This window comes from Thauera chlorobenzoica (genome assembly GCF_001922305.1).
GTDB classification, from domain to species: domain Bacteria; phylum Pseudomonadota; class Gammaproteobacteria; order Burkholderiales; family Rhodocyclaceae; genus Thauera; species Thauera chlorobenzoica.
The window spans coordinates 1,779,108-1,804,734 of record NZ_CP018839.1; the positions used below are offsets into that span (position 1 = coordinate 1,779,108).

The 25,627-nt window shown below is 68.1% G+C and carries 25 protein-coding genes, 1 other RNA gene and 1 riboswitch; of the genes, 7 read left to right on the forward strand and 19 right to left on the reverse strand.

What is annotated here, in order from left to right; translation table 11 throughout:
• The first annotated feature begins 280 nt into the window (after positions 1-280).
• On the forward strand, positions 281-802 hold the full coding sequence (locus Tchl_RS08230; RefSeq protein ID WP_083945187.1) for a Fur family transcriptional regulator: 522 nt from the start codon (positions 281-283) through the stop codon (positions 800-802).
• A gap of 141 nt (positions 803-943) precedes the next feature.
• Here Tchl_RS08230 and Tchl_RS08235 read toward each other — a convergent pair whose 3' ends face one another.
• From Tchl_RS08235 to Tchl_RS08290, 12 genes are all read right to left on the reverse strand, one after another.
• Entirely contained in the window at positions 944-1,360 is a 417-nt protein-coding gene (locus Tchl_RS08235; RefSeq protein ID WP_075147982.1) for an ExbD/TolR family protein, read from the reverse strand.
• A complete protein-coding gene (locus Tchl_RS08240) occupies positions 1,360-2,124 on the reverse strand; it encodes a MotA/TolQ/ExbB proton channel family protein (protein WP_075147983.1) in 765 nt (254 codons plus the stop codon). The genes Tchl_RS08235 and Tchl_RS08240 overlap by 1 nt, the downstream gene beginning before the upstream one ends.
• Before the next feature lie 2 nt (positions 2,125-2,126).
• Complete coding sequence (locus tag Tchl_RS08245) at positions 2,127-2,858, reverse strand: energy transducer TonB (RefSeq protein ID WP_075147984.1); 732 nt, start codon at positions 2,856-2,858, stop codon at positions 2,127-2,129.
• Positions 2,859-2,990: 132 nt separating this feature from the next.
• On the reverse strand, positions 2,991-3,470 hold the full coding sequence (bfr, locus tag Tchl_RS08250; protein WP_075147985.1) for a bacterioferritin: 480 nt from the start codon (positions 3,468-3,470) through the stop codon (positions 2,991-2,993).
• On the reverse strand, positions 3,467-3,706 hold the full coding sequence (locus Tchl_RS08255; protein ID WP_075147986.1) for a (2Fe-2S)-binding protein: 240 nt from the start codon (positions 3,704-3,706) through the stop codon (positions 3,467-3,469). Before Tchl_RS08255 ends, bfr begins: the two co-directional genes overlap by 4 nt.
• A 41-nt stretch (positions 3,707-3,747) precedes the next feature.
• Positions 3,748-3,954, reverse strand: a complete 207-nt coding sequence (gene hemP, locus Tchl_RS08260) for a hemin uptake protein HemP (protein ID WP_232311703.1) — start codon at positions 3,952-3,954, stop codon at positions 3,748-3,750.
• Positions 3,955-4,114: 160 nt separating this feature from the next.
• On the reverse strand, positions 4,115-4,573 hold the full coding sequence (locus Tchl_RS08265) for a hypothetical protein (protein WP_075147987.1): 459 nt from the start codon (positions 4,571-4,573) through the stop codon (positions 4,115-4,117).
• Positions 4,560-5,753, reverse strand: coding sequence for a hypothetical protein (locus tag Tchl_RS08270; RefSeq protein ID WP_075147988.1), 1,194 nt, complete (start codon positions 5,751-5,753; stop codon positions 4,560-4,562). Before Tchl_RS08270 ends, Tchl_RS08265 begins: the two co-directional genes overlap by 14 nt.
• Positions 5,750-8,197 (reverse strand): EAL domain-containing protein, encoded by a 2,448-nt coding sequence (locus tag Tchl_RS08275; protein ID WP_075147989.1) that lies wholly within the window; start codon positions 8,195-8,197, stop codon positions 5,750-5,752. Before Tchl_RS08275 ends, Tchl_RS08270 begins: the two co-directional genes overlap by 4 nt.
• 97 nt (positions 8,198-8,294) lie before the next feature.
• A complete protein-coding gene (locus Tchl_RS08280) occupies positions 8,295-9,674 on the reverse strand; it encodes a malonyl-CoA decarboxylase (protein WP_075147990.1) in 1,380 nt (459 codons plus the stop codon).
• A 54-nt stretch (positions 9,675-9,728) separates the two neighbouring features.
• Positions 9,729-10,523 carry a prolipoprotein diacylglyceryl transferase gene (gene lgt, locus Tchl_RS08285; protein ID WP_075147991.1) on the reverse strand — a complete coding sequence of 265 codons (795 nt, stop codon included), beginning with the start codon at positions 10,521-10,523 and terminating at the stop codon, positions 9,729-9,731.
• A 143-nt stretch (positions 10,524-10,666) separates the two neighbouring features.
• Positions 10,667-11,374: a YceH family protein gene (locus Tchl_RS08290; protein WP_075147992.1), complete on the reverse strand. Its 708-nt coding sequence runs from the start codon at positions 11,372-11,374 to the stop codon at positions 10,667-10,669.
• A gap of 98 nt (positions 11,375-11,472) precedes the next feature.
• On the opposite strand from Tchl_RS08290, the gene ilvD reads away from it, so the two are divergent.
• The 6 genes from ilvD (at position 11,473) to Tchl_RS08320 (ending at position 18,292) form a co-directional block, all read left to right on the forward strand.
• Positions 11,473-13,323 (forward strand): dihydroxy-acid dehydratase, encoded by a 1,851-nt coding sequence (gene ilvD, locus Tchl_RS08295; RefSeq protein ID WP_075147993.1) that lies wholly within the window; start codon positions 11,473-11,475, stop codon positions 13,321-13,323.
• 35 nt (positions 13,324-13,358) lie between these two features.
• A complete protein-coding gene (locus tag Tchl_RS08300) occupies positions 13,359-13,553 on the forward strand; it encodes a hypothetical protein (RefSeq protein WP_075147994.1) in 195 nt (64 codons plus the stop codon).
• A gap of 4 nt (positions 13,554-13,557) precedes the next feature.
• The gene (locus Tchl_RS08305) at positions 13,558-13,860 is read left to right on the forward strand and encodes a cell division protein ZapA (RefSeq protein WP_075147995.1); all 303 of its coding nucleotides are present in this window, start codon (positions 13,558-13,560) and stop codon (positions 13,858-13,860) included.
• A gap of 110 nt (positions 13,861-13,970) precedes the next feature.
• Positions 13,971-14,154: non-coding RNA, 6S RNA (ssrS, locus tag Tchl_RS08310), on the forward strand.
• Positions 14,155-14,327: 173 nt separating this feature from the next.
• Positions 14,328-15,785 carry a TrkH family potassium uptake protein gene (locus Tchl_RS08315; RefSeq protein WP_075147996.1) on the forward strand — a complete coding sequence of 486 codons (1,458 nt, stop codon included), beginning with the start codon at positions 14,328-14,330 and terminating at the stop codon, positions 15,783-15,785.
• A 329-nt stretch (positions 15,786-16,114) separates the two neighbouring features.
• A riboswitch (cyclic di-GMP riboswitch) is annotated at positions 16,115-16,201 on the forward strand.
• Positions 16,202-16,315: 114 nt separating this feature from the next.
• Positions 16,316-18,292: a metallopeptidase domain-containing protein gene (locus tag Tchl_RS08320; protein WP_075147997.1), complete on the forward strand. Its 1,977-nt coding sequence runs from the start codon at positions 16,316-16,318 to the stop codon at positions 18,290-18,292.
• A gap of 83 nt (positions 18,293-18,375) precedes the next feature.
• Here Tchl_RS08320 and Tchl_RS08325 read toward each other — a convergent pair whose 3' ends face one another.
• The 7 genes from Tchl_RS08325 to Tchl_RS08355 form a co-directional block, all read right to left on the reverse strand.
• Positions 18,376-19,149, reverse strand: coding sequence for a DsbA family protein (locus Tchl_RS08325; protein WP_083945189.1), 774 nt, complete (start codon positions 19,147-19,149; stop codon positions 18,376-18,378).
• A 189-nt stretch (positions 19,150-19,338) separates the two neighbouring features.
• Positions 19,339-20,817, reverse strand: coding sequence for a hypothetical protein (locus Tchl_RS08330; RefSeq protein ID WP_146060775.1), 1,479 nt, complete (start codon positions 20,815-20,817; stop codon positions 19,339-19,341).
• Positions 20,818-21,041: 224 nt separating this feature from the next.
• The gene (locus Tchl_RS08335; protein ID WP_075148000.1) at positions 21,042-21,716 is read right to left on the reverse strand and encodes a helix-turn-helix transcriptional regulator; all 675 of its coding nucleotides are present in this window, start codon (positions 21,714-21,716) and stop codon (positions 21,042-21,044) included.
• 156 nt (positions 21,717-21,872) lie between these two features.
• Positions 21,873-22,619 carry a two-component system response regulator KdpE gene (gene kdpE / locus Tchl_RS08340; protein WP_075148001.1) on the reverse strand — a complete coding sequence of 249 codons (747 nt, stop codon included), beginning with the start codon at positions 22,617-22,619 and terminating at the stop codon, positions 21,873-21,875.
• Positions 22,620-22,657: 38 nt separating this feature from the next.
• A complete protein-coding gene (locus Tchl_RS08345; protein ID WP_075148002.1) occupies positions 22,658-23,890 on the reverse strand; it encodes a DUF4118 domain-containing protein in 1,233 nt (410 codons plus the stop codon).
• A gap of 69 nt (positions 23,891-23,959) precedes the next feature.
• Positions 23,960-24,931 (reverse strand): PA2778 family cysteine peptidase, encoded by a 972-nt coding sequence (locus Tchl_RS08350; protein WP_075148003.1) that lies wholly within the window; start codon positions 24,929-24,931, stop codon positions 23,960-23,962.
• A gap of 7 nt (positions 24,932-24,938) precedes the next feature.
• Positions 24,939-25,331 carry a PA2779 family protein gene (locus Tchl_RS08355; protein WP_075148004.1) on the reverse strand — a complete coding sequence of 131 codons (393 nt, stop codon included), beginning with the start codon at positions 25,329-25,331 and terminating at the stop codon, positions 24,939-24,941.
• Positions 25,332-25,627: the final 296 nt, after the last annotated feature.

A 25,627-nucleotide genomic window follows, 5' to 3' on the forward strand; every position in this document is an offset into this window, starting at 1 on the left:
CGGGAAGGCGTAGGAGTTGTTGAAAGCGATGAGGTCTTGAGCGCCGCGTGCCGAGCCGTGCGCCGGCTCTGCCCGTCGATCGGCTCGACTCTGGCGAGGATAGCCGCTGGAGGACCGAAGTTTTGTATCGGAATGCAGACCGCAACGGCTGGCAAGGGTTTCGCACGATGCTTTGCATTGACAGGGGCGGAGGCGAGGGTTCAGCATTAGACCTGATCCGAAATCGACCGCCAGGCCGCACCGCCGCAGCCGGGCCGGCATCCACGCCACTGTGAATCAGATGAACGCCTATTCCGCCATCGACGCCACGGCCGATCCCGCCGTCGCAGACCCTCCCTTCAATGCCACGGCCGGCATTGCCGCTGCCGCGGGAGTCGACTGCACCGCCGACGCCATTGCCTGCCTGCGCCGTTCGGGCGTGCCCGTGACCCAGCAGCGGATCGACATCGCGCGCGTGCTGTTCGAAGCCCCGGTGCATCTGTGTGCCGAGCAGGTGTGGGATCGCGTGCGGGCGGAGGCGCCCGAAACTTCGCGCGCCACCGTGTACAACACGCTGCGCCTGTTCAGCGAGCTGAAGCTGATCCGCGAACTCTGCGTCGATCCCCAGCGGATGTTCTACGACTCGACCACGGCGCCGCATTTCCATATGTACAACGTCGATACCGGCGAACTCCGCGACCTCGCCGAAGACGAGCTGACCGTGCTCGGCCGCCCGCAGTTGCCCGAAGGCGTGGAACTGCAGGAGATCGACGTCGTCGTCCGGGTGCGCAGCCGCCCCGCCGCGCAGCCGGGCTGCGGCTGAGGCGGGGCGGGGCTGGTTTTCCAGCCGCTCTCCGCCGCGCAATCCTGAGCGGCCCTGCCCGGTGCAGGATGCACCGAAACCGAGGGGGCGCCCCAGCAATGGCGGCGCCCCCTGTCACGACCGGATGCCGCGTGTCGGCGCTCAGTTTTCCGGTACGGTGATGAAGCCCATTTTCTCGACGCCGGCGTTGCGCGCTTCGCTCATCACTTCGGCGATGACTTCGTAGCGCGTGTTGCGGTCGGCGCGCAGGTGCAGCTCGGGCTGCGGCGTGCGGGCGGCGGCCGCGGCGAGGCGGGCGGGGAGCGCGACCTTGTCGAGGGCCTCGTTGTTCCAGTACAGCCGGCCGCCCTCGTCGAGGGCGAGGGTGACGGTTTCGGGCTTTTCCTGGTTCGGCGCGCTGGAGGCCTGGGGCAGATCGATCTTGATCGAATGGGTGAGCAGCGGCGCGGTGATCATGAACACGATCAGCAGCACCAGCATGACGTCGATCAGCGGCACCATGTTGATGTCGCTCTGCAGCGGGCGGGCGTCGCCCTGGTCGAATCCGCCGAAAGCCATCATGCGGCTCCGCTGGCGGGGAGGGCTGCAGCCGCACCCGGGGTTTCGGACGACGGGGCGTGGCTGGCGGCCAGCGGCGCGATGCGCGAGCCGGTCGAGAACCAGGCGTGCAGATCGTGGGCGAAGGCGTCCAGCTCGGACAGCTCGACGCGGTTGGCGCGGGTGATGGCGTTGTAGGCGAGCACCGCGGGAATGGCGACGAACAGGCCGAAGGCGGTCATGATCAGGGCTTCGCCGACCGGGCCGGCGACCTTGTCGAGCGTCGCCATACCCGAGGCGCTGATATTGACCAGTGCGTGGTAGATCCCCCACACCGTGCCGAAGAGACCGACGAAGGGGGCGGTGGAGCCGATCGAGGCGAGCACGGTGAGGCCGGACTCGAGCGCGGCGGTCGATAGCGCGATCGACTTGCGCAGCGCGCGGGTGATGACTTCGTCGGCGTCGAGCTTGCCGCCCAGGGTGTCGCCGCGGGTGTGGCGGCGGACATGCTGGGTGGCGGCGGCGCCCTGCTGGGCGAGCGCCTCGAACGGTGATTCCGGCGCCTGGAGCTGCAGCCGGTGCAGGCCGGCCTCGAGGTCGGGCGCGGCCCAGAACGCTTCTACCGCGCCGGCATGGCGGCGGGCGCGCAGCTGGCGCAGCAGGCGGGCGAGGATCAGGTACCAGCTGGTGACCGACATCAGCAGCAGGGCCAGCGCCACGGCGCGGATGATCGCGTCCGACTGGCTCCAGAGGTGGGCGAGGCCGAAGGCCTGGGAAGTATCCATGTTCAGTTTCCTTGCAGTTTGAAGACGATCGGGACCAGCACCCAGGCTTCGACCGGATGCTCGCCCTGGCGCGCGGGGACGAAGCGCCAGCGCGCGACGGCGTCCTGGGCCGCGCGGTCGAGGCGCTCGGAGCCCGCGCTGGTGCGCAGTTCGATGCGCGCCGGGAGCCCGTCGGCGGAAACCAGCACGCGCAGCATGACCTGCCCTTCCTCGCGCATCCGCCGCGACAGCATCGGGTAGGCGGGAGCAGGATTGTTCAGGTAGGCGGCATCGAAGCGGGCGGCCGTGATCGGGGCTGGCGCGGCGGCGGGGGCCGGACGCGGGGCCGCTGCCGGCGCCGGCGCCGGAGGGGTCGGCGCGGCCTCGGCGGCCTGGGTCAGCGCGGTCGGTGATTCGGTGACGGGTGCCGGGGGCTTGGCGACGGGCTTGGGGCGTGGTTCGGGAGGTGGTTTGGGACGGGATTTGGGCGGCGGCGGTTCGGGGCGCTGCACCTGCGGCGGGGGCTCGGGTGCGGCGACCGGTTGCGGCTCGGGCGCGGCCTGGGGGGCGCTGATCAGGGCTACCTGTACGGGCATCGGCTGCGGCATCTCGATCTTGCTCATGCCGAAATGAACCAGTGCGCCGAGTCCGGCAGCATGGGTGAGGGCGACCAGGCTGGCGAGCGCGATGCGCCCCGGGGCCCGCGCGGCCAGGCGCACGCCGGGGCGGGGCGAGGCGGCAGCGCGCGGTGGCATCAAGGCCTGGCTGCGGCGGGTGTCGGGGAGAGGATAAAGCGGCAAGTTCGGAAGGGCGTGAGCGGCAGAGTGCATGGGGTGGCAGATGAAGGGCGGCCCCGTTGCCGGGGCCGCGGGTCACGGATCATGGATTCAGGACGCGCCGTGCTCCATCTGGGACTGCAGGTAGTTCTGCAGGCCGACGCTGTCGATCAGGCCGAGCTGGGTCTCGAGGTAGTCGATGTGCTCCTCGGTGTCTTCGAGGATGTGTTCGAACAGCTCGCGCGAGACGAAGTCGCGACAGGATTCGCAGTAGACGATCGCTTCGAGCAGGCTGTCGCGCCCGCCCTGCTCGAGCTTGAGGTCGCCCTGCATGCACTCGGCGACGTTTTCGCCGATCAGCAGCTTGTTCAGGTTCTGCAGGTTGGGCAGGCCTTCGAGGAACAGGACGCGCTCGATCAGCGCGTCGGCGTGCTTCATCTCCTCGATCGACTCGTCGTATTCGTGCTTGCCGAGCCGGCCGAAACCCCAGTTCTTGTACATGCGGGCATGGAGGAAGTACTGGTTGACCGCGGTGAGTTCGATGGTGAGCTGCTTGTTGAGGAACTGGATGACTTTCTTATCGCCTTTCATGATGCCTCCAGGGCAAAGGACAGCGAGGAGCCGGCGTGCGCTGGGGGCGCAGCCGGGGCTGGTCTGGGCGATTCGCACAGCGCTACGCGCAGGCAGTCCTGGGCACAGCGCGCGCAGCGACCGCAATCCGCGCTGACCCCGAGCTGATGGCGCAGGTGGCGCAGGGAGGTGGCGCCGGCGCGAACGGCCTGGTCGATCTGGCGTTCGGTCACCGCGTTGCACACACAGACATACATAGTCTAGCCTCGTTCTCGAGTCCTGCCCCGGTGCGGGGCGCTTACTTGGTCAGGATCAGCTTGCCGCTGCGCGTGGCGCGCAGCATGTAGCGGCTGCCCTCGTGCTCGATCGCCACTGCCCGGTGGCCGGCGAGCAGCTTGCGGCTGTCGAGGGTGTCGCCCCGGCAGTCGGTGTGGCCGGCGTCACGGGTAGCGGGCGTGGCGCCGGGCAGGGACGGGTGGAGGGACGTCGGCAGCATTTCGGCCATGATTATTGTTTTCAATAATAGGAATGATTCGTATTAGATCACAGGGTGTGCAAGGGGGTCAATCGTTTGCCGCCGGTTTGCGGCCAGATCGGCTCCTTCGGCCAAACGGGGCGGAACGGGCGCTGGTGGGTCGGGGGCTGGGCCGGGAGGGGACGTGCTGCTACTCGAACTGCAGGAGGATGCGCAGGCGGGGGCTGCTGGCCGCGTCGAGCGGCAGATAGGCGATGGTGCCGGGAATCTCGTCGAGCAGGCGGCGGGCGTCGGAAATGCTGGCCGCTTCGCGCGGCGGCTGGGCGCGACCGGTGAACACCAGGCGCGACCAGTAGGCACGGATCTGGCTGGGGTTCTTGCCGGTGAGCTGGAGGTAGAAACGGTCGCGCTCGGGGCCGGCCGGCAGGTCGATGAGCTGTACCGCGGTGGCGTCGGGCAGGCTGCTGCGCCGGCCGAGGTAGAGTTGCTCGGCGGTGTCGCGGTCGAGCACGGTGATCGGCCCCGCGGCAGCGCTCACCAGCGCCAGCGGAGTCTGGGCGTGGCTGTCCGGTGCCGGGACCCAGGCGAGCACGGCGATCAGCGCCAGCCGGTGCCCCCAACGGTGGAAGATGCGCTCAGAAAACGACATCGACGGACAGGCTCAGCAGATTGATCGAGCGCTGGTCCAGCCCCGGCGCGAAGGCATCGCCGCGCGGGATGAAGGAACCGAATGCGCCGCGGTCGGTGCGTACATGGGTGAGCTCCGCCTTCAGCGCCGTGTAGGGCGTGAAGTCCCAGCGCAGGCCGGCGGTGACGCTGCGCTGGGCCTGGTTGCGGGAGCGGTTGAAGCCGTCGATGAGGCCGCCCAGCTCGGGGTAGGTGGCGGCCAGCCCGGCAGGCAGCAGGGTCCGGTCCTGGTGCTGGCGGGCGAGGCCGAAATAGGGCGTGAGGCGGCCATGGCGGTAGCCCGCCATCAGGTAGACGCCGCGGGCGCTGTTGGAGAAGCGCGCGGCGGTGTTGCGGGCGATCTCGCCGCTGAACAGCCAGCGGCCGTCGTCCCACTGGAAACCGATCGAACTGAAGCTTGCATGTGCCCCGCTGCCGCTCATCCGCTCCCGGACCGATGGCGGCAGATTGGCGGCGAAATTGCGGAATTCGGCCGAGTCGCGATGGACGGCGAGACGGGCGACGGCGTGCCCGGCGCTCAGGGTCAGGGGGCCGCGATCGTACATCAGGCTGATGCCGCCGAGCCGGCTGAGCCGGGCTTCGCCGCCACCGATCACGGGGGTGCGGCTGGCGCCGACGTAGGGGTGGACTTCGAGGTTGCCCGCGCCCAGGCGGGTGCGGTAGAGGAGGTCCGCGCCGTCGAGGTCGGGGAACGGGTTCAGGCCGTAGACTTCGACTGGCGGCCGTACCCAGGGACGGCTGTAGTGGATGTCGATCGAGTCGGACAGCATGAAGAAGGGGGTGCGCAGGCGGCCGATGCGCACGCTCAGCTCGGGGCCGAGCTGGTGGCTGAGGAAGGCGAGCGCGGCGCGCGGGCGGTAGTCGTTGCGCGGCGTTTCACGTGCGACCAGCTGCAGCACGGCGGTGTTTCTTTCGCCGAGGCGCACCCCGGTCTGGAGGCCGAGGATGGAGTCGGGGCCGGTGTCCGGGTTGTGTCCGCCGGGCGCGTCGGTGCCGATGCGGGCGAAGCGCAGGTCGTCGCTGCGGGTGTAGACCGCGCCCAGGGTCGCGAACCCGGAAAACTGCCAGTCGAGCGCTTGCGCGGCGGCGGGGGCGTGCACGGCCGCGAGCAGGGTGGCGGCCAGTAGAGGGGTGCTGTTCATGCCGGGATTTCTCCGAATTCCTGCTGCAGCCGCTGGAAGGTGAGGGCGCGGTCCTGCGCGCGCGAGAACAGGTAGCCCTGGCCGTAATCGCACCCGAGTTCGCGCAGGATGCCGCGCTGGGCTTCGCTTTCGATGCCTTCGGCCACCACCTTCATGCCCAGGTCGTGGGAGAGGTCGATGCTGTGGCGCACGATCGCGAGCAGGCGGGAGTCTTCGGTGAGCGAGCGGACGAAGGAGCCGTCGAGCTTGATCTGGTCGCAGGGGATGGTGTGGAGGTAGCTCAAGGTGGAGTGGCCGGTGCCGAAGTCGTCGATCATGATTTCGATGCCGGCCGCGCGCAGGGCGTGCAGGGTCTGGCGGGCGGGCCCTTCGGGATGGGCGAGCAGGCTTTCGGTGACTTCGAAGCGGATCGCGGGGCGCGCGATGCCGCTGCGGTCGATGGCCGTCAGCAGCTCGTGCACGAGTTGCGGGCGCGCCAGCTGGCGGGCGGACAGGTTCACGCTGACGCGTGGCACGGCGGCGGGGCCGAGGCGCCGCTGCCAGTCGCGGACGTCTTCGCACACGATCTGCAGCACCACCATGCCGAGGTCGTGGATGAGATCGAGGGTTTCGGCCAGGGGGATGAATTCGGCCGGGGAGAGCAGGCCGTGATTCGGGTGCGGCCAGCGCACGAGCGCTTCGAAGCTGCGCGTGCGCCCGTCGGCGAGGCTGACGATGGGCTGGTAGTGCACCGCCAGGCCGCCATGGGCGAGCGCCCAGCGCAGGTCGGCCTCGATCTGCAGCGTGCGCACGGCCTGGGTGTGCATCGAGCTGTGGAAGAACTCGACGGCGGCGGTCTCGCTGCGGCGGGCCTTGTGCAGGGCGTTGTCGGCGTCGCGCAGCAGGGCTTCGGCGCCCTCGCGCCCGTCCGCGGTGAGGGCGATGCCGATGCGGCAGTGCGGATGGACGATGCGCTCGGTGGAGGTGGGGGCGAACGCCGGCAGGGTGGTCAGCCGCTCGGCAATGCGCAGCGCCTCGCTGGAGTCGCCGACGCCGTTCAGGAGCAGGGCGAACTGGTCGCCACCGACGCGGGCGCAGACATCGCCCGCACGCATGCGCAGGGTGATGTGCTCGGCGGCCCGGCGCAGCAGCTCATCGCCGACGGCGTGGCCGTAGCTGTCATTGACCAGGCTGAAGCGTTCGATGTTGATCGCCAGCACCGCGAGTGGATGGCTGTTGCCGCGCAGGCGCTGGGCGAGGGCGCGGTCGACGTGCTCGATGAAGAGCGCCCGGTTGGGCAGGCCGGTGAGGCCGTCGTGGAGCGCGTCGTGCAGCAGCTGCTGTTCGGCACGCTTGCGCACGTCGATGTCACCGAGCGAGCCGGCCATCCGGTTGGCCTTGCCGTCGGCGCCCCGCCGCGCGACGCCGCGGGTCAGCACCCAGCGGTAGCGGCCGTCGGGGAGGCGGATCCGGTGCTCGAGCATGAATTGCGCGCTCAGTCCTTTCAGGTGCTCGGCCATGCGCTCGCGGTAGCGCGTGAGCTCGTCGGGGTGGAGCAGCTCGAGGAAGGCTTCGGGCTGGCTCGGCATGGCCCCGGGGGAGAGGTCGAGGATCTGGCAGAAGCGGTCGGAAAAATAGGCGCTGCGGGCGGTGATGTCCCAGTCCCACAGGCCGTCGTTGGCGCCGTGCAAGGCCATCGCGTAGCGCTCTTCGCTGCTTTTCAGGCAGGACGCGGTGTGCTGCAGTTCGCTGACACGGTGCTGCAAGGTGGCGGCCATGATGTTGAAGTGGCGGGCGATGACGGCGAATTCGTCGTCGCCGCGGACCGAGACCCGGTGGTCGAGGCGGCCGTCGGCGATCGCCCGGCTGCCGGCGAGCAGGCTGCGCAGGTTGTGGGTGAGGAGGTAGCCGATTGCGGAGAGCAGGATGAAGGTCAGCGCGACTTCGGCGAGGGCGATCAGCAGCCCTTGTTCCATGATCGCGCGGCGGGCTTCGGTGAGCACCGAGATCGAAATCCCGAACTGGAGGAAACCGACTTCGTTTTTCGGTAGCAGCAGGGGGCGGCGGACGTGGATCAGGTCGTCCGCGCGCAGGCGTTCGAGAAAGCCCTGGCGCATCTCGTCGGGTTCGGGCAGGTGGGTCATGTAGGGCAGCCCGGAATGGACCAGCAGGCGGTCTCCGGGAGCGGCGATGCGGACGTAGATCAGGCCTTCGCCGGAGTCGGTGAGCAGTTCGCCGAGCACGTCCTGCAGCTCGCCGTAGTTCTGCTGTTCGCCGTAGGCGGTGGCCATCGCCAGCAGCATGCTGGCGTTCTGGGTGATGGTGGTGTCGAGGCTGGCCGAGAGCGCGTTGTTCATCAGGCGCACGCTGTTGGCCAGGAGCACGCTGAGGAGCACGACCTGCACTACGGTGCTCGCCAGCAGGAGGCGGAAGCGGATCGATGAATGTCGGAACGGGATGTGCATGCGCGGTGGGCCTGCCCTGGAGTTGTACGGCCGCTTCGCGGTCGGTGGGGTTCGGTCGGGGCGGTCTTCGTGGTTCGTGTTTGCCCCCGGCCGGGCTTCAGCGCCGCGCCAGCCGCCTGACCGCGGTGGAGGCGTCGATCCGGCCTTCGCTGGCGAAGGCTTCGACGTTGGTTTCGATGCGCTCGGGGTCGTAGAGGTAATTGACCATCAGCCCCCAGGACTGGGCGAAGCCTTTGGGCGAAGTGTCGGCGAGCCAGTTCAGGCGCTCGACGCGGGCGCCGTTGCCGAGATGGAAGCGGGCGACGGCGTCGGTGGGGCGCTCGTCGCGCCGGGCTTCGAGCAGGTAGCGCGCGGCCAGGCGCAGGAGCACGTCCTGGAGCGCGGCGGCGAGCGTCGCGTCAGCGGCCCAGGCGCCACCGTCGAGGCGTTCGAGCAGCGCCGCGGTGTCGTCTCCGGGGAAGCCGGCGGCGGCCAGGCGCTTGGCATCGGCCGGGGTGATGGCCGCGGCGAGGGCGTCGGGGTGGCGCCGGGCCCAGCGCGCGAGGCCGGGAATCGGCGACAGGGTGGCGAAGACGTGGAGGCGGGGAAAGTCGCGCTTGAGGTCGTCGATCACCCGCTTGAGCAGGAAGTTGCCGAAGGAGACGCCGCGCAGGCCGGGCTGGGTGGCGCTGATCGAGTAGAAGATCGCGGTGGTCGCTTTCGCCGTGTCGGCGAGCGGGGCCTCGATGTCGAGCAGGCGCTGGACGTCGTCGGCGAGCTCTTCGAGGAGCGCGACCTGGACGAAGATCAGCGGCTCGAGCGGCATCCGCGGGTGGAAGAAGGCGTAGCAGCGGCGGTCGGAGTCGAGCCGGTTCTTGAGGTCCTGCCAGGACTGGATCTCGTGCACCGCCTCGTAGCCGACCAGCTTTTCGAGCAGGGCGGCGGGTGAATTCCAGGTGATGCGCTGCAGTTCGAGGAAGCCGACGTCGAACCAGGCCGACAACCGGGTCTCGAGTTCGCGGTCGAGCGGCTTCAGCGCGGGGTCGTCGGCCAGATAGCGCAGCAGGTCGGCGCGCAGGTCGACGAGGAACTTGACTCCCTGCGGAATGGCGTTGAACTGGGTGAGGATGCGCAGCCGGCGCGAACGCATCGCCGCCCGCAGCCGGGCTTCGGCATCCCATTGTGCCGGTGTGCCGACCGCAGCCTGGTAGGTTTCGTGGGCGTTGGCGACCTGCGCCGGATCGGGGCCGAATTCGTGCGCGATGATGCGCAGGAAGCCGTGGCGCTGGGCGTCGTCCAGGTGCAGGTAGGTTTCGGCCAGGCGCGCCGCGCGCAGCCGGGTGGAGACTTCGCCGCCGCGCCCTTCGGCGCACTCCTGCAGCTGGCGGCGGATGTGCTCGGGGTCTTTCGTGACGGTTTCCCGGCCCAGGTGGGCGGCGTTGGCCACCAGCTCGCGCACTTTGGACAGGCTGCGCGAAACCAGTCCGGATCCCGTCATCGATGTCTCCCGCTCAATGGTTTGGCATGGGGTCTTGTTCTGTTCTGGCCGTCATCATAACGTGCGCGTGCGACGCGTGTCAGCGAGCAGCGCGGCGCCGGCGAGCACCATCGGCAGGCACAGCCACTGGGCGGTCGACAGGCCTAGCGCGAGGGTGCCGAAAATGCCCGGGTCGGGGGTGCGGAAGAACTCGGCGGCAAAGCGCAGGCTGCCGTAGCCGACCAGGAACACGGCCGATACCGCACGCAGCGGCCGTGGACTGGCGGCGTAGAACCACAGGATCGCGAACAGCAGCAGACCTTCGCCCGCCGCCTGGTAGAGCTGCGAGGGGTGGCGCGGCGCGGCGTCCACCCACGGGAAGACCATCGCCCACGGCAACTCGCCGGCGACCGGCCGGCCCCACAGCTCGCCGTTGATGAAGTTGCCGATGCGCCCGGCGGCGAGCCCGGTCGGCACCAGCGGGGCGATGAAGTCGGTGACCTGCCAGAAGCCCTTGCCGTGCCGGCGCCCGTACCACCACATCGCCACCAGCACGCCGAGAAAGCCGCCGTGAAAGCTCATCCCGCCCTTCCACACGGCGAGGATCTCGCCGGGGTGGGCGAGATAGTAGGCGGGCTGGAAGAACAGCACTTCGCCCAGGCGCCCGCCCAGGATCACGCCGATCACGCCGTACAGCAGCAGATCGTCGATCGCCTGCGCGTTCCAGCCGAGTTCGGGCCGGCGGCGGGCGTGGGCGCGGCCGAGGACGACGAAGAGGATGAAGCCGGCGAGGTACATCAGCCCGTACCAGCGCACCGAGAGCGGGCCGAGGGAGAAGGCGATGGGGTCGAATTGGGGGTGGACCAGCATCGGTACGGATTCCTTGGAGAGCGGCGGGCCTGCGGCGCAGGCGGGTTGCAGGGAGCCGGTTCGAGTCGATCGTCAGCGCCGGAGTTCGCCGTGGCCGGGGCGGCCGTGCTCCGCCGGGCGGGGGCCGGGCGGCGGGATCGGGGTCAGTCGAACTGGCGGCGGAAAGTATCGAAGTCGTGGCGCAGGGTCTCGAGCGCCGCCCGCAGGCTGCGCACTTCGTCTTCCAGTTCGGCGACCCGGCCACGGCCGCCGCTGGCTGCGCTCTGGGCCTCGGCCATCTCCTGCACCGCGGCGTCGCCGCCGAGCAGATGGACGTGGCGGGTTTCCTTGGTGCCGGGCGCGCGCGGCAGCGCGGTGGCGAGCGGCGGATATTTTTCCGCCAGGTGTTCGAGCACGGCGTCCACCGCAGCGGTGTCGTCGAAGCGGTGCAGGCGCTCGCAGCGCTGGCGCAGCTCGCCCGCGGTCTGCGCGCCGCGCAGCATCAGGATCGCCAGCACCGCCTGCTCGGCCGGTGGCAGCGAGTGGCGCAGGCGCACGAGGTGTTCGTACTTCGCCACGCGGGCGCTGGCCTGGTCGCGTTTCGACGCCAGGCGGCGGGTGATCAGGCGGTCGACGGCGGCCTGCACTTCGGTCTCGGACAGGTTCATCACCGGCTCGCGCGCGGTGAGCTGGTTGCAGCCGGTGGTGATGGCGTTGATCGACAGCGGATAGTTGTCGGGGGTGATGAAGGATTTCTCGATCAGCACGCCGAGGACGCGAACCTCCGCAGGGTCGAGGTCGAAGCCGGCTTCCGGCGCGGCCGCATCGGAACGAAGGGGGGCGGAGTCGGCTGCGGGCGGGGAAATGTGCATGAGGGCTCCTGGCGGGTGACGAGATCCGGGATGATACGCATGCTTCGCGGTGCGCGTTAGAATCGCCTTCTTTCCCGCAGATTTCCCGGAGCGCCGTCATGCCCCAATATCGTTCCCGTACTTCCACCGCCGGTCGCAACATGGCGGGCGCGCGCGCGCTGTGGCGCGCCACCGGCATGAAGGACGGCGACTTCGACAAGCCGATCATCGCCATCGCCAACAGCTTCACCCAGTTCGTCCCCGGCCACGTGCACCTGAAGGACCTCGGCCAGCTCGTCGCGCGCGAGATCGAGGCCGCCGGCGGGGTGGCCAAGGAATTCAACACCATCGCCGTCGACGACGGCATCGCCATGGGCCACGGCGGCATGCTGTACTCGCTGCCTTCGCGCGAGCTGATCGCCGACAGCGTCGAATACATGGTCAATGCCCATACCGCCGATGCGCTGGTGTGCATCTCGAACTGCGACAAGATCACCCCGGGGATGCTGATGGCGGCGCTGCGCCTGAACATCCCGGCGATCTTCGTCTCCGGCGGGCCGATGGAGGCGGGCAAGGTCAAGTGGGAAGCGAAGGTGATCTCGCTTGACCTGGTGGACGCGATGGTCAAGGCTGCCGACAAGAACTGCTCGGACGAGGAAGTCGATGCCATCGAGCGCTCGGCCTGTCCGACCTGCGGCTCGTGCTCGGGGATGTTCACCGCCAACTCGATGAACTGCCTGACCGAGGCGCTCGGCCTGTCGCTGCCCGGTAACGGCACCACGCTCGCCACCCACGCCGACCGCGAGCAGCTGTTCCGCGAGGCCGGGCGCACCATCGTCGGCCTCGCCCGGCGCTGGTACGAGGACGACGACGCCGCGGTGCTGCCGCGCTCGATCGCCAGCTTCGAGGCGTTCGAGAACGCGATCAGCCTCGACGTGGCGATGGGCGGCTCGACCAACACCGTGCTCCACCTGCTCGCCGCCGCGCGCGAGGCCGGGGTCGATTTCACGATGAAGGACATCGATCGCATCAGCCGCCGCGTGCCCTGCCTGTGCAAGGTTGCGCCCGCGGTCGCCGACGTGCATATCGAGGACGTGCATCGCGCCGGCGGCATCATGGGCATTCTCGGCGAGCTCGACCGCGCCGGCCTGTTGCACCGCGACCTGCCGACCGTGCACAGCAAGACGATGGGCGAGGCGCTGGCGAAGTGGGACATCAAGCGCAATAGCGACGAGGCCGTGCACACCTTCTTCCGCGCCGCCCCCGGCGGGGTGCCGACCCAGGTCGCGTTCAGCCAGGACCGGCGCTGGAAGGCCGTGGATGCCGACCGCGAGAGCGGCATCATCCGCGACCAGGCGCACGCCTTCACCGCCGACGGCGGCCTCGCGGTGCTCTACGGCAACATCGCCGAGAAGGGCTGCATCGTGAAGACCGCCGGCGTGGACGAGTCGATCTGGACCTTCACCGGGCGCGCCCGCGTCTATGAGAGCCAGGAAGACGCGGTCGAGGGCATCCTCGGCGAGCAGGTGCAGGCCGGCGACGTCGTCGTGATCCGTTACGAAGGCCCCAAGGGCGGCCCCGGCATGCAGGAGATGCTGTACCCGACCTCCTACCTCAAGAGTCGCGGCCTCGGCGCACAGTGCGCGCTGCTCACCGACGGCCGTTTTTCCGGGGGCACTTCCGGGCTGTCGATCGGCCATGCTTCGCCGGAGGCGGCCTGCGGCGGCGCGATCGCCCTGGTCGAGGACGGCGACACGATCGAGATCGACATTCCCAACCGCCGCATCCACCTCGCCGTCACCGACGAGACGCTCGCCGCCCGCCGCGCCGCGATGGTGGCCAGGGGCAGTGCAGCGTGGAAGCCGGTCAGCCGCCAGCGCACCGTTTCCGCCGCCTTGCAGTCCTACGCCGCGCTCACCACCTCGGCCGATACCGGTGCGGTGCGCGATGTCGGCCAGCTCCAGCGCTGATTGACCCTGTCCCAGGCCCTCACTACCATCGCCCCATGGATACCGAACTTGCACAACTCGAAGCCCAGCTCGAGCAACTGATCAGCGTGTACGATCGCCTGAAGGCCGACAACGCCGAGCTGCGCGGGCGCGTCGCACGGCTGGAGGCCGAAAACCATCAGCTCTCGGACAAGGTCCGGCTCGCCGCCGACCGCATCGAGGCGCTGCTCGACAACCTGCCGGAGGCCTGAAACCGTGTCGATCGACCATCTGGACGTGACGCTGCTCGGGAAGGAGTACCGGGTTTCGTGCACTCCCGGGAGCCGCGAGGACCTGCTCGCAACCGTAGCGTATCTTGACGATAAGTTCAGCGAACTTGGAGCGAAAACGCATTCTTCCGGCGAAAAGCTCGCGGTCATGACTGCGCTCAATATCGCCCACGAGTTCCTCCAGTACCAGCGCGGAAACGGGTTTGACATGCCGGGCGTGAAGCGTAGAATCGGACTCATGAAAGCACGCCTCGACGGGGTGCTGGCCCAGCAGGAAAAGCTCTTCTGAGCCGTCTGGTCCATCCCTCGAAACGGGTGTTGCTTCGGCAAAACAACGATAATTCGCTGTGTGCGCTGGCCGGAAAAGCGTCTTCCGGCCAGCGCAAGACGGCAACGATCAATCCCCTGCAGTGTTCGTCGAAGTCGTAGATTCCTTGAACCAATAGTCGAAAGACTTGGTTGCCGACCATCGATGCCGCTGGTGTGAACGCCCCTTCGCGGGTGATCCTGAAGCGGAAGGAACGCGACCTCCCTGAACCCCAGGTTCAGGATGCCCGGCGGAGACGGCACAGGCGGGGGACCTCACCCGGAAAGGGCGCGATGAGCGATCATCGCGCCCTTTTTTTCAGGTGTCAGGCAGCGGATGCCGGTGTTGCGCTGCAAAATCTTTACGCTATCTTTACGTGCGAACGCATAGCATCCGCGGCGTTTCCATCACTTCCGCGGCCGCCGTTTCCGGCTGTCGCGTTCGCCGCAATGCACGTCTACCTTCCGGTCATCGGTGCGCTGGGCCTGGTGCTGATGCTGTTCGGGCTGGTGATGGGCTTCCCGCTCGCGGTGTCCTTCGCCCTCGGCGACGGCGCCATCGCGGCTTACGACCAGGCCATTGTCGCCACATTCGCCTGCGGGCTGGCGATGTGGGCGGCGGCGCGCGGGACGCGGCGCGACCTCCATGTGTCCGACGGTTTCCTGCTGGTGGCCGCGACCTGGCTGGTGACGCCGGTGTTCGGTGCCTTGCCGCTGATGTTCTATCTGCCCGGGCTGTCCTTCACCGACGCCTATTTCGAGGCCGCTTCCGGGCTGACCACCACCGGCGCGACGGTGCTGACCGGGCTCGATGCGCTGCCGGTGTCGATCAACCTGTGGCGCACCTTCATGCATTGGATCGGTGGTATGGGCGTGATCGTGCTGATGGTCGCGGTGCTGCCGCTGCTGGGGATCGGCGGGCGGCAGATGTTCAAGGCCGAGACCCCGGGCCCAATGAAGGAAGCCGGCTTGACGCCGCGGATCGCCGAAACCGCGAAAGGCTTGTGGACGGTCTATGCACTGCTGACACTGGCCTGCGGAGTGGCGCTGTGGGGGGTTGGCATGCCGCCCTGGGAGGCGGTGATCCATGCCTTCTCGATCATGGGGCTGGGCGGGTTTTCGAGCAAGGACGCGAGCCTCGGTGGCTTTGGCAGCCTGCCGATCGAACTGGTGACGATGGCGTTCGCGCTGCTCGCGGGAATCAACTATGCGACGCACTACCTCGCGCTGGTGCGGCGCAGCCCGCAGGCCTATGCCAACGACCCCGAGCTGCGCTGGTTTTTCGGCGTGCTCGTCGTCACCGTCGGCTTCCTCACCTGGTATCTGCTTGGGATGGGGGCTTATGTTGATCCGGCGGTTGCGCTGCGCCATGTCGCCTTCCATGCCATTTCACTGGCGACCTCGCTCGGCCTGGCGACCTACGACTATGCTGCGTGGCCGATGTTCGCGCAGATCTGGATCCTCTTCCTCGGCAGCTTCGCCGCCTGTTCGGGGTCCACCGGCGGCGGCATCAAGATGATGCGCGCAATCATCCTGTACAAGCAGGTGTATCGCGAAATTACCCGTGCACTTCATCCGAATGCGGTGCTGCCGCTGCGCCTCGGTCGCCAGCCGGTCTCCGACAACGTGCTGCATGCGGTGCTCGCCTTCGGTTTCATGTACATGGTCAGCATCGTCTTGCTGACCTTGCTGCTGGCCGCCAGCGGGTTGGACTTGCTCACCGCCTTTTCGGGCGTCGTCGCCTGTCTCAACAACACCGGTCCCGGGCTCGCCGCGGTCGGGCCGGCGGGCAACTACCAGGGGCTGAGCGATTTTCAGACCTGGGTGCTGAGCTTTGCAATGATCCTCGGGCGCCTGGAGATCTTCACCCTGCTGGTGGTGCTGACGCCGACATTCTGGCGTCGCTGAGCGGATCGGAGCGGAGGCGGTAGCCGACCCCCGTCCGGGTGTGCGTGAATATGCACGATCATATTGATTCAGTCCCAGGCGCTCGCCTCCGCCATTGTCTGGCCATCCGAAATGTCGTCGCATGACGAAGCTTTATTTTTCCCGATTGGCAATGCATTTCGCGAATGCAGTTTAGGTTGTAGTTTGCGGATTGATTAAGAATGTCAATGGTATTGCTCCGGTTTTCTGTAAAAAATATTTTCATGGCAATCCCCCTGCCCGCCAAAAGGCTAAGGTTCGCGCCCAGTTTTGCCGTAATGGCACAGCCGGTCGGCGCACCTTTCCGACCGTCCTGAAAAGGGTAAACCCGTCGAAAGGCGGGGACGCAAAGTCACCGGTTTAAAAGGCTTCGGCCTCATGACAGCGGGACTGCCAGGTTATGAAAATCCGGGCGGATCGAGAGATCCGCGCCGCGTCACCTGTTCGCCGCGCCGAGGCGCGGAGTCTGCAGTACTCCCTGTTGTGTCGAGAGTTTTACAGGGAGCAATGCAATGAAATCGACCACCACCATAAACAGGGTGCGCCGCCGCGCAAGCTGGCTGGCGCGCCTGGCCGGCGCCGCTTTGTTCACCGCGCTGCTGGCGTTGTCATCCGCGCCCATGGTTGCGGCCGCGCCCGCGGTGACGGCTGACGGCAGCGAAGCCGTGCTCGACTCCGCGCGGATTTCCCGGGTCGTGCGTGCTGCCGAACAGCTGACCGAGTCCCTCCCGCGGCTGCATGCCCAGTATCGCGCCGCATCCGCCCAGCAGCAGGGCGCACGGCTCGATGAACTCGTTGCGGTGGTTGCACAGCGCAAGGCCCTCCTTCTTGAACTCATCGAGAACGACCCTGCCTCCGCCCTGCGGCTCGCCCTCACCCCCAGCGCGCGCGCCGGCATGCCTTCCCAGGTGCAGGACGCCCTCGAGCGGCATGTGGAACTGGAGGGCGAACTGGAAGTGTTCTATGAAGAGTACCCAAACCAGCAGGCCCGGCTGAGCAATTACCTCCGTACTCCCCAGGGCGAACGAATTTCCCTGCATTTCAAGGCCCAGCCTCCGGGGCTGGTGAGCGGCACCCAGGTCCGCGCCAAAGGGCTCCTGCTCGATCGCGTAATGGCCCTGGAGTCGGGCGATGGCAGCCTGACCCTGGCCGCCAAGGGAGGCGCGAAGGGTGGCAGCAATGGCGGGGAGCCGGCTCCGGGGCCGAGCGCCATGGGAGAGCACCGGACCCTGGTGGTGCTGGTCAACTTCCAGGACAACCCGATCCAGCCCTACTCCCCCGACTTCGCGAAAACCGTACTGACGACGACAAACGAGTATTTCCAGGAAAATTCGCAGCAGCAGATGTGGCTCAACACCGACGTTGCGGGCTGGTTCACGATCGCCAACAGCTCCAGCGTGTGTGACTACTGGACGATTGCCGCCCAGGCCCAGGATGCCGCTTCGGCGGCGGGCTACGATCTGTCCGCCTATACGCACCTCGTCTATGCCTTCCCCCAGATTGCCTGCGGCTGGTGGGGGCTGTCGTCGGTGGGGGGCAACCCGTCGAACACCTGGATCACCGGGGAGCTCAAGATCGGGGTTACGGCGCATGAGCTTGGCCATGCCATCGGCTTGTTCCACTCGCATTCGCTCGAGTGCGGTGCCGACATCCTCGGGGCGAGCTGCACGACTTATGAATACGGCGATCAGATGGACATGATGGGTTCCTCGAGCGCCGGCCACTACAACGCCTTCCAGAAGGAGCGTCTGGGCTGGCTGAATACCTCGGCGTCGCCGGAGGTCACGACCGTCACCAGCGATGGCGTGTTCATGCTCGAGCCGTACGCTGCCGGCGGAACCGGGCCGAAGGCGCTCAAGATTCCGAAGGCCATCGATCCGGCGACCGGGCAGCAGGCCTGGTACTACGTCGAGTTCCGCCAGGCCGTGGGCTTCGACAGCGTGCTCGCGGGCAACACCAACGTCCTCAACGGCGTGCTGATCCATACCGGGACGGACGGTAACGGCAATAGCGTCAATCTCCTCGACATGACGCCGAATAGCGGAAGCTCGGCGTACTGGGACTGGAAAGACCCCGCGCTGACGGTCGGCGGAACGTTCGAGGATCCGGCCACCGGGGTGAGCATCACCGTGGAGGCGGTGTCCACCACCCAGGCGCAGGTCAGCGTGCGGTTCGGGGCAGGGTCCGCCGAGCAGCTGAGCGCCGCGGGCTCGACCAGCCAGTCGAGCTACCTGCGGGGGCAGACGGTCTACCTGAGCGCGGACGTGAGCGCTGGCGGCGTGCCAGTGGCCGGTGCCGCGGTGTCTTTCACCGTGACCAAGGCCAACGGTTCGCAGGTCAAAGGCAGCGCGACGACCGGAAGCGATGGCAAGGCCCTGTACCAGTTCCAGCTCAAGAAGCCGGACCCCGTCGGCACGTATCAGGCGGGCATGGTCGCGTCGCTCAACGGGCAGTCCGCGACCACCGCAGTCTCCTTCAGCGTTCAGTAAGCCGCACCACCTCCGGTCTCGTCGCGGGATTCGACAAGCTCAGGGCGAACGGGGTGATCTGAGCCGCACTTCTGATGATCGATCTACGGCTTGCTCTCCGCCAGCAGCTTGTCGAGTTCCTGCTTGAGCAAGGCGTAAGCATGGGCCCCGCGCATGATGCGCACGTTCTCCATGCTGTCGCCGGCGCTCGTCCCCAGCAGCAAGGTGGGCGTGCCGGTCACGGTCAGCTTGCGCCCCTCGGCGATGTCGTCGCGGATGCGTTCCACGTACTTGCCGCTCTCCAGGCATTGCTTGAAGGACCCGGCATCGAGTTCGAGTGCCGCGGCGTGCTCGACCAGGCGCTCGGCGGCGAGGGCCTGCTGGTTGGCGAAAAGGCGGTCGTGCATTTCCCAGTACCGCCCCTGCTCTCCGGCGCAGTGCGCCGCCTCGGCGGCCTGCAGGGCCTGCGGGTGGATGGACTCCAGGGGAAAGTCGCGGAACACGTAACGCACTTTGCCGGTGGCGATATAGTCCCGCTCGATCTGCGGCAGTGACTGGTCCGCGTGGCGTTTGCAGAAGGGGCACTGGTAATCGGAAAACTCCACCATGGTGAGTTGCGCGTCCCGCGCGCCCTTCAGCGGCGCGTCGTCGATCGATACGACGGCGTCGATGGGCTGCACGAGGGGGGGCGGCGGTGGCGGCAGACGCGCCTGGAGCTGCTTCCTGAGTTCGTCGAGATCCTGGCGCAGGGCGTCCTGGCCCTGCCTGACGGCTTCCACGTCGCGGCGCAACTGTTCCATGTCCCCGGCTTCCTGAGCCGGGGCCGGCGCAGACAGACCCGCGAGGGTCAGCGCCGCGCATAGCATGATTCGGTTCATGACATCCCTTCCATCTCGGTGGCCAGGCGATCCGGACCGGCGCCAGGCATTCGCCCCCCTCGACCCGTTGCCCGGTCAAGGAGGGCGAAGGTTTCTTCAGTTCCCGGCTTGTCCGCGGCGGGCCCTGGCGGTCTTCCCGACTTCAGGAAAAGACCCTTCGGCGCCCGCCGATCGGAGCAAGGTGTGTGCTTACGGGAAGGTCACGGTGATATTGACGTCCGCGTCGTCCTCCAATTCCGGCGCGCCGTAGCTCACGCCATCATCGTCGGTTGCTGCACCGGTCACGACGTTGGTGTGGAGACCGGCGGCGGAGATCCTGCCGACGAACGTGCACGGGTAGCTGTCCAACGGATCAATGGTTTGCGGAACCGCGCACGTCGTGCTGATGACGTTGCCTTGGACCGTGGTGATGTCGCCGAACCTGTCGTCCGTGAGGCTAGTAAGTGTCAGCGTGTCGAAGCTGGAGGTGTTGCTCACCCCGACGCTGAACTGCACATCCACGGTAACGGCCTGCGTTGCGGTCGCGGTCTTGGTCAGGCTCGGCGGGCTCGAGTCGTCGACAACGGTCACGTCGGCCGGATCATCATCGCAGAGGTTCGAATGACCGAAATCATCGCTTCCGCACGCGGTGACGACGTCGGTGATCGTGTCACCTGCATCGTGCGCCCCGGACGCCACTAGCACCGTAAATTGACACATGTACGGGTTCTGACCACCCGGATCGTTGATTTCCGCCGGAATCGTCGCCAACGCGCAGGTGGTCGCCGTGACGGCGCCCTGAACCTGGGTGATGTCGCCGTACAGGTTGTCGACCAGGCTGTCCAGCGTCACGTTCGAGACCAGCGCGTTGTTGGTCACCGCGACACTGTAGATCACCGAGCCGCCCGCTTCGGAAACCGTCGTCGTCACCGCGTCCTTGATCACCGTGATGCTTGCGGTTTCGAGGAAGACGTCGATGTTGAGGTTGCCGCAATTGCACTTCGATGGCGATCCCGGGAAGGCATCGAACGTGCCCGCGGTCGTATACGTGGCCGAGTCGCACACCTCGTTCGCGCCCGGCTGACGCCAACTCGTGCACCAGGGCAGATTGACCTTGCTGTCGTTGTTGCTGTCGACACACATGGTGGTGATGGTCTGGCGAATCACCTGTGGGTTGTTGGCGGCGTCGATGTCGCCGCAAATATCAGGGGCCGCATCCTTGTTGATGAAGGTTGGCGAATTTGCCGCAGTGACCACATTCGGCGCGCACTGTCCGGTCAAGGCGCCATCGGCTCCGCCGCCGTCGGTGGCGATATAAAGACCGAGGTCGTAGCGGGCCTGGGCGGTCAGCGGCATCGTGAAGTCGGCGGTGAAGGTGAAAGGCTGGCCGGAGACACAGGTGAACTGCCCTTGTGGGTTCGGGTCCTGACAACCATCATTGTTCGCATCCTGCGGTCCACCGGGAGTCACCGCGATACAGATGTTGCTGACCGAAGACAGCGTCACGTCATTGGCGGTACACGTCAGGCTCTGGCTGTTGCCGTGCGCCATCCACACATCCTGCATGCAACTGGGTGCGACCTGGGCCGACGCCGGCGGCGCTCCCAGCAGCAGCCCTCCCACTACCAGCGGCGTCGCCGCGCCGATACAGCGCGCCCACGAACGCGCCCATCTCGTCAAGCTTCTCATGATGTTCTCCTATCCGCTTCGGGACGAGCTTCGCCCCCTCGGGGATCAGCGCGGATCCTCGCAGGGATATCCGTTCTGCGCCGACCGCCTCCCACTGTCATCCGCATGCAGGTGTTTTGTCCTGCGTGCCGACGTCCAGGTTTTTTAGGGATAGCAGAGAAATGCGCTTGAAATGCTGGCCCGGTGGCCTAGGACCGGTGACCTAGGTCCGGTGTCCTAGGCCGTCATCCGCCGGCTGGCGAAGTGCCGAAAGGATGGCGCGACAGCGCCAGTTGGGCGCGCCGTGTGACCCCGAGCTTGGCGAAGACGTGGCTCAGGTGGGCCTTGACGGTTTTGTCGCTCAGCCCCAGGGCCTTGGCGATTTCCTTGTTCGTGCACCCGCGCGAGATCAGGCCGACGATTTCCTCTTCCCGCGGGCTGAGCTTTTCGTTTGCGCCTGCGGGGGTGCGGGGCCGGGCCGACAGATTGACCGCGTCGATCAGGCTGGTCAGGGCGTGTGCGAGTTTCTCGCGCCCGAGCCAGATTTCTCCGCGCTGGACCGCGCGCATCGCTTCTGCATATTCACGGCGGTCGCAATGCTTCGGCACGAAGCCGCTGACGCCCTGCAGCAGCGCATTCGACACGCGCTCGTCGGTGAGGGTGCTGGTTGCCAGCAGGATCGCCGTTCCTGGCGCCGAACGGTGAAAGGACGCAAGCTGTCCATCCTGCTCCGCTTCGGGCGGGTCCGCATCGAACACCAGAATGTCCGCCTGCAGTGCGTCGAGCAGCACGGGAAGTTGAACGTAGCGGCTCACCCGCGCCACCAGCCGGACATCGGCCAGCTCCGCCGCGACGCCGACGTTCGCGCAGAAGCTCTCGTCCGGGCTGGCGACGAGGGCGGTTGCGGTCTTCTTTTCCATTGCGGCCAGCTCCCTAGCTGCCTCTCTGCCGGGCCTTCTTGCCGGGCATGAACCCGGCCAGCCTTGTCTTCGATTTATAGGATGTTTGTCACCGACTGTCACGGTCATGCGCAGGACGGCGCTGTCCGGCCGCGCCGGTTCCGGATTGCCTGAACTTCACCCCGGCGGCGGTGCCGGCGCCGGCAGGGTGGGGTTGCCGAGCGGATCGGAGCGGAGGCGGTAGCCGACCCCCGCTTGGGTGAGGATGTGCACCGGAAAGCGGGGGTCGGCTTCGAGCTTGCGCCGCAGGCCGGCCATGTACACGCGCAGGTAATGGGCGTGCTCGACGTGGTTCGGTCCCCAGACGCCGGCGAGCAGCTGGCGGTGGGTCAGCACCCGTCCGCCGCCGGCGATCAGCTGGCCGAGCAGGCGGTATTCGATCGGGGTCAGATGGACCGGCTCGCCGGCGCGGCTGACCGCGCGGCGCTCGAGATCGACCTCGATGTCGCCGAACGCTACCCGGCTCGGGGTGTGTGCGGGGCGCAGCGCCCGCCGCAGCAGGGCGCGGATGCGGGCGCGCAGCTCGGCGACGCCGAAGGGTTTGCTCAGATAGTCGTCCGCGCCGGCATCGAGCGCCGCCACCTTGTCGGTTTCGTCGCTGCGGGCGGACAGCACCAGGACCGGCATCCCGCTCCAGCGCCGGATTTGGTCGAGCAGGTGGATGCCGTTGCCGTCCGGCAGGCCAAGGTCGAGGATCAGCAGGTCCGGGCGCCGCGCCGCAGCCTCGATGCTGCCGCGTTGAAGGGTTGCCGCCTCGCACACCGTGCAGCCTTCGGTTTCGAGCGCGGCGCGCACGAAGCGGCGGATGCCGGGCTCGTCCTCGACGAGCAAGACGAGCGGGGTGGGGTCGGGGACGGTCTTCATCGGCGGTTGGCCGGTGTCGCGCAGGGCTTGTCGCCTGGTCACGGCGGCAACAGGGGCTGGGGGGGGACGGGCAGGCGCAGCGTGAAGCAGGCGCCGCCGTCAGGCTGGTTGCTGGCTTCGACGCGGCCGCCGTGGGCTTCGATGATCGCGCGCACGATCGCCAGCCCCAGTCCGGTGCCGGCGTCGCCGGCCGTGGCCCGGAGGGGCGTGCCGGTGCCGCGCACGAAGCGCTCGAAGATCGCCTGTTCCTGCCCTGGCGGCAGTCCGCAACCGCTATCGCAGAGGGTGATTTCGAGGACGCGCTGCTCGCGGGCGAGTCCGCTGCGCGCGCTCGATCCGGCCGCTTCGAGCGGTGTGGCCGCTATGCCGGGCCCGGTGCGGCGGAGGTGCGCCGCGGCGGGCGTCGGCGCTGCGTCCGAACTGCGTGCGCGGACCGTCACCCGCCCGCCGGTAGGCGTATGGTTGATCGCGTTATCGAGCAGGTTGCACAGCACCCGCTCCATCATCGCCGGGTCGACATGGGCGAGCGGCAGCTCTTCGGGGACGTCGATCACGAGCGGGTGGTCCTGCAGCAGATGGGACCGTGCCTGCAGCGCGCTGGCGATCATCTCGTCGACCGGGATCCACTCGCGGGCGAGCGGCACCGGGGCCGATTGCAGGCGGGCGAGATCGAGCAGGTCGCGGGCGAGGGCATGAGTGCGCACGGCTTCGCGGCGGATCGCTTCGGCCAGCTCGGCCTGTACCGGCGGCAGCGGTGGGCCGGCCAGCGGCAGGGACTCGGCCAGCCCGGCGAGTGCGGTGAGCGGCGTGCGCAGATCGTGCGAGATCGAGGCGAGGAGGGTGTTGCGCAGGCGCTCGGATTCGACCGCGAGCTGGGCGCGCGCCGCTTCCTCGCCGCGCGCTTCGGCGCTGTCGCGCTCGCGCCGCAGACGGGCAGCGAGCTCGGCGGTGGTCAGTGCCACTGCGAGCAGCACGGCGAAGGTGAGCAGGTACTGCAGGTCGGACACCGCCAGGGTGAACTGCGGGTGGACGAAGAAGAAGTCGAACAGCGCCACCGACAGGAAGGCCGCCAGCACCGCCGGCCCGCGCCCCAGGCGGATCGCGGCGAACAGGACGGCGAGCGGGAACAGCATCGCGATGTTGGCGAGGTCGAGATGGCCGAGCAAGGGCATTCCGGCAAGCGCGACCGCGATCACTGCGATCGCTGCCCACAGGTAATTGCGCCACGGCGGGCGTTCGGGCGCGGCAGGGCGGGAGGGAACGGCACTCATGAGCGCATGTTAACGCGGAAGAGCGAGCCCGGCATGCGCCGGGCCGTTGAGCTTGTCGCCTCTACGGGCTCAGTCGCTCACGGGGGCGTCGATGGCGTGGAGCGTTTCGAGCAGTTGCGGACGCAATGGGCCGGCGGCGGCAAGCCCGCGCCGGGCGGCGGCGCGGGCTTCGTCGCGCCGCCCCAGTTCGAGCAGCACCTGCGCCCGGTTGTTGTACGCCGCAGCCAGGCCGTGGGCTTCGGCGACGCGACGGAAGGCCGCTTCGGCGCCGTGCTTGTCGCCGGCGGCGTAGAGCGTGTTGCCCAGCCCCATCGCCAGCGTCGGATTGCCGGGCCAGCGCGCGAGGGCGCTGCGGTAGGCCTGGAGCGCGGCGGCGGGGGGGGCGGTACGCTCGAACGCGACCAGGGCGCGGACGGTTTCGTCTTCGCTCGCGGTTGCGGGAAGGCGCCCGGGCGGCAGGGCGACGAACGCCCACTGCCCGCCGCGCCTCCAGGTGTGCTCGAAGGTGCGCAGGCTCAGCTCCTGGCGTTTCATTGGTCCGGAGCGCAGGAGCACGCTGCCGCGCTCGAGGTCGTAGCCCACCGCCACCGCGTAGTGCCAGGACGGCGCCCATGACAGGCCGAGATTCTGCAGCACGACCACCGGGTTGCCGGCAGCGGTCTCGCGCAGCAAGGCTTCGAGGGAGGCCGGGATGAGCGTCGCCACCGCCCCCCGGCGGCGGGCGGCGGCGAGCATCTCGATCTGCAGCGAGCCTTCGCGGGCGGGGAGGAAGACCTGGCCGACGAGGGCCTCGGGCTGGGTCGGCAGGCCGGCGGCGGACAGGCTGGTGGCGAGCGCCGCCGGCCCACAGAAGTAGCTGTCGTCGGGGAAGAACGGGGTGTCGGCGAGTTCGACCTGCGGTGGCAGCTCGGGCGGGGGCTGCGCTTGCAACTGCCGCGCCGAGGTGGCGCAACCGGCGCTCGCCAGGGCGGCGAGCAGTACGGCTGCGGCTGCGGCCAGGCGTGGCCGCAGCCAGGCGTGCAGCGCCGCGGACCAGGGCATCGCCGGTTCAGCGCACCGAGCGGGTGAACGGGAAGACCTTGGTCAGGCCGAGGATGTCGGTGAGCAGGAGGACGAAGAACACCAGCAGGATGGCACCGATGATGCCGCCGGCGGGGGCGCTGTCGATCTGCTCGGCCAGGCGGGCGGCCTCGTCGTCGGTGAGCGCGGCGATGCGTTCCCGGGCGAGCGCGGGGTCGACGCCCTGGCGCTCGAGTTCGGTGCGCACGTCGTCGCGTTCGAGCGCGGCGGCGAGGCGGGCGTGGCTTGCGCCCTGGTCAACGGCGGTGCTGCGGGCGAGCTGTTCGGTCGGGATCAGTCCGGCATGGGCGGGATGCACCAGGGTCGCATTGGCGAAGCTGAGGCTGAGGACGACGGCAAGGATGCGTTGAAGGCGTTTCATTGTTTTTTTCCTCTCGATGGGCAACACGGGCCAGGGAGCGGGGTCATCGCGTGAATATCGGCGGCGGCCCTTGTCGCGACCGGCACAAGCGCTGCCGCCGTCCTTCTGCTATTCGTGCGACCACCCGGCTGATCAGGGCCGGACGCCTTCTGCCGTCCGGCCCGCCTGAAATATAGTCAATTCTGATAGCCGCGTCGTCCGGTGTGTGCGCGGAGATCGCATCAGCATGTAACCTGCGGCCACCATGGCGGAGTCCGCGCGGGTCGCCGGCGTGACCGGCGCCTCCGCCGTGCTTG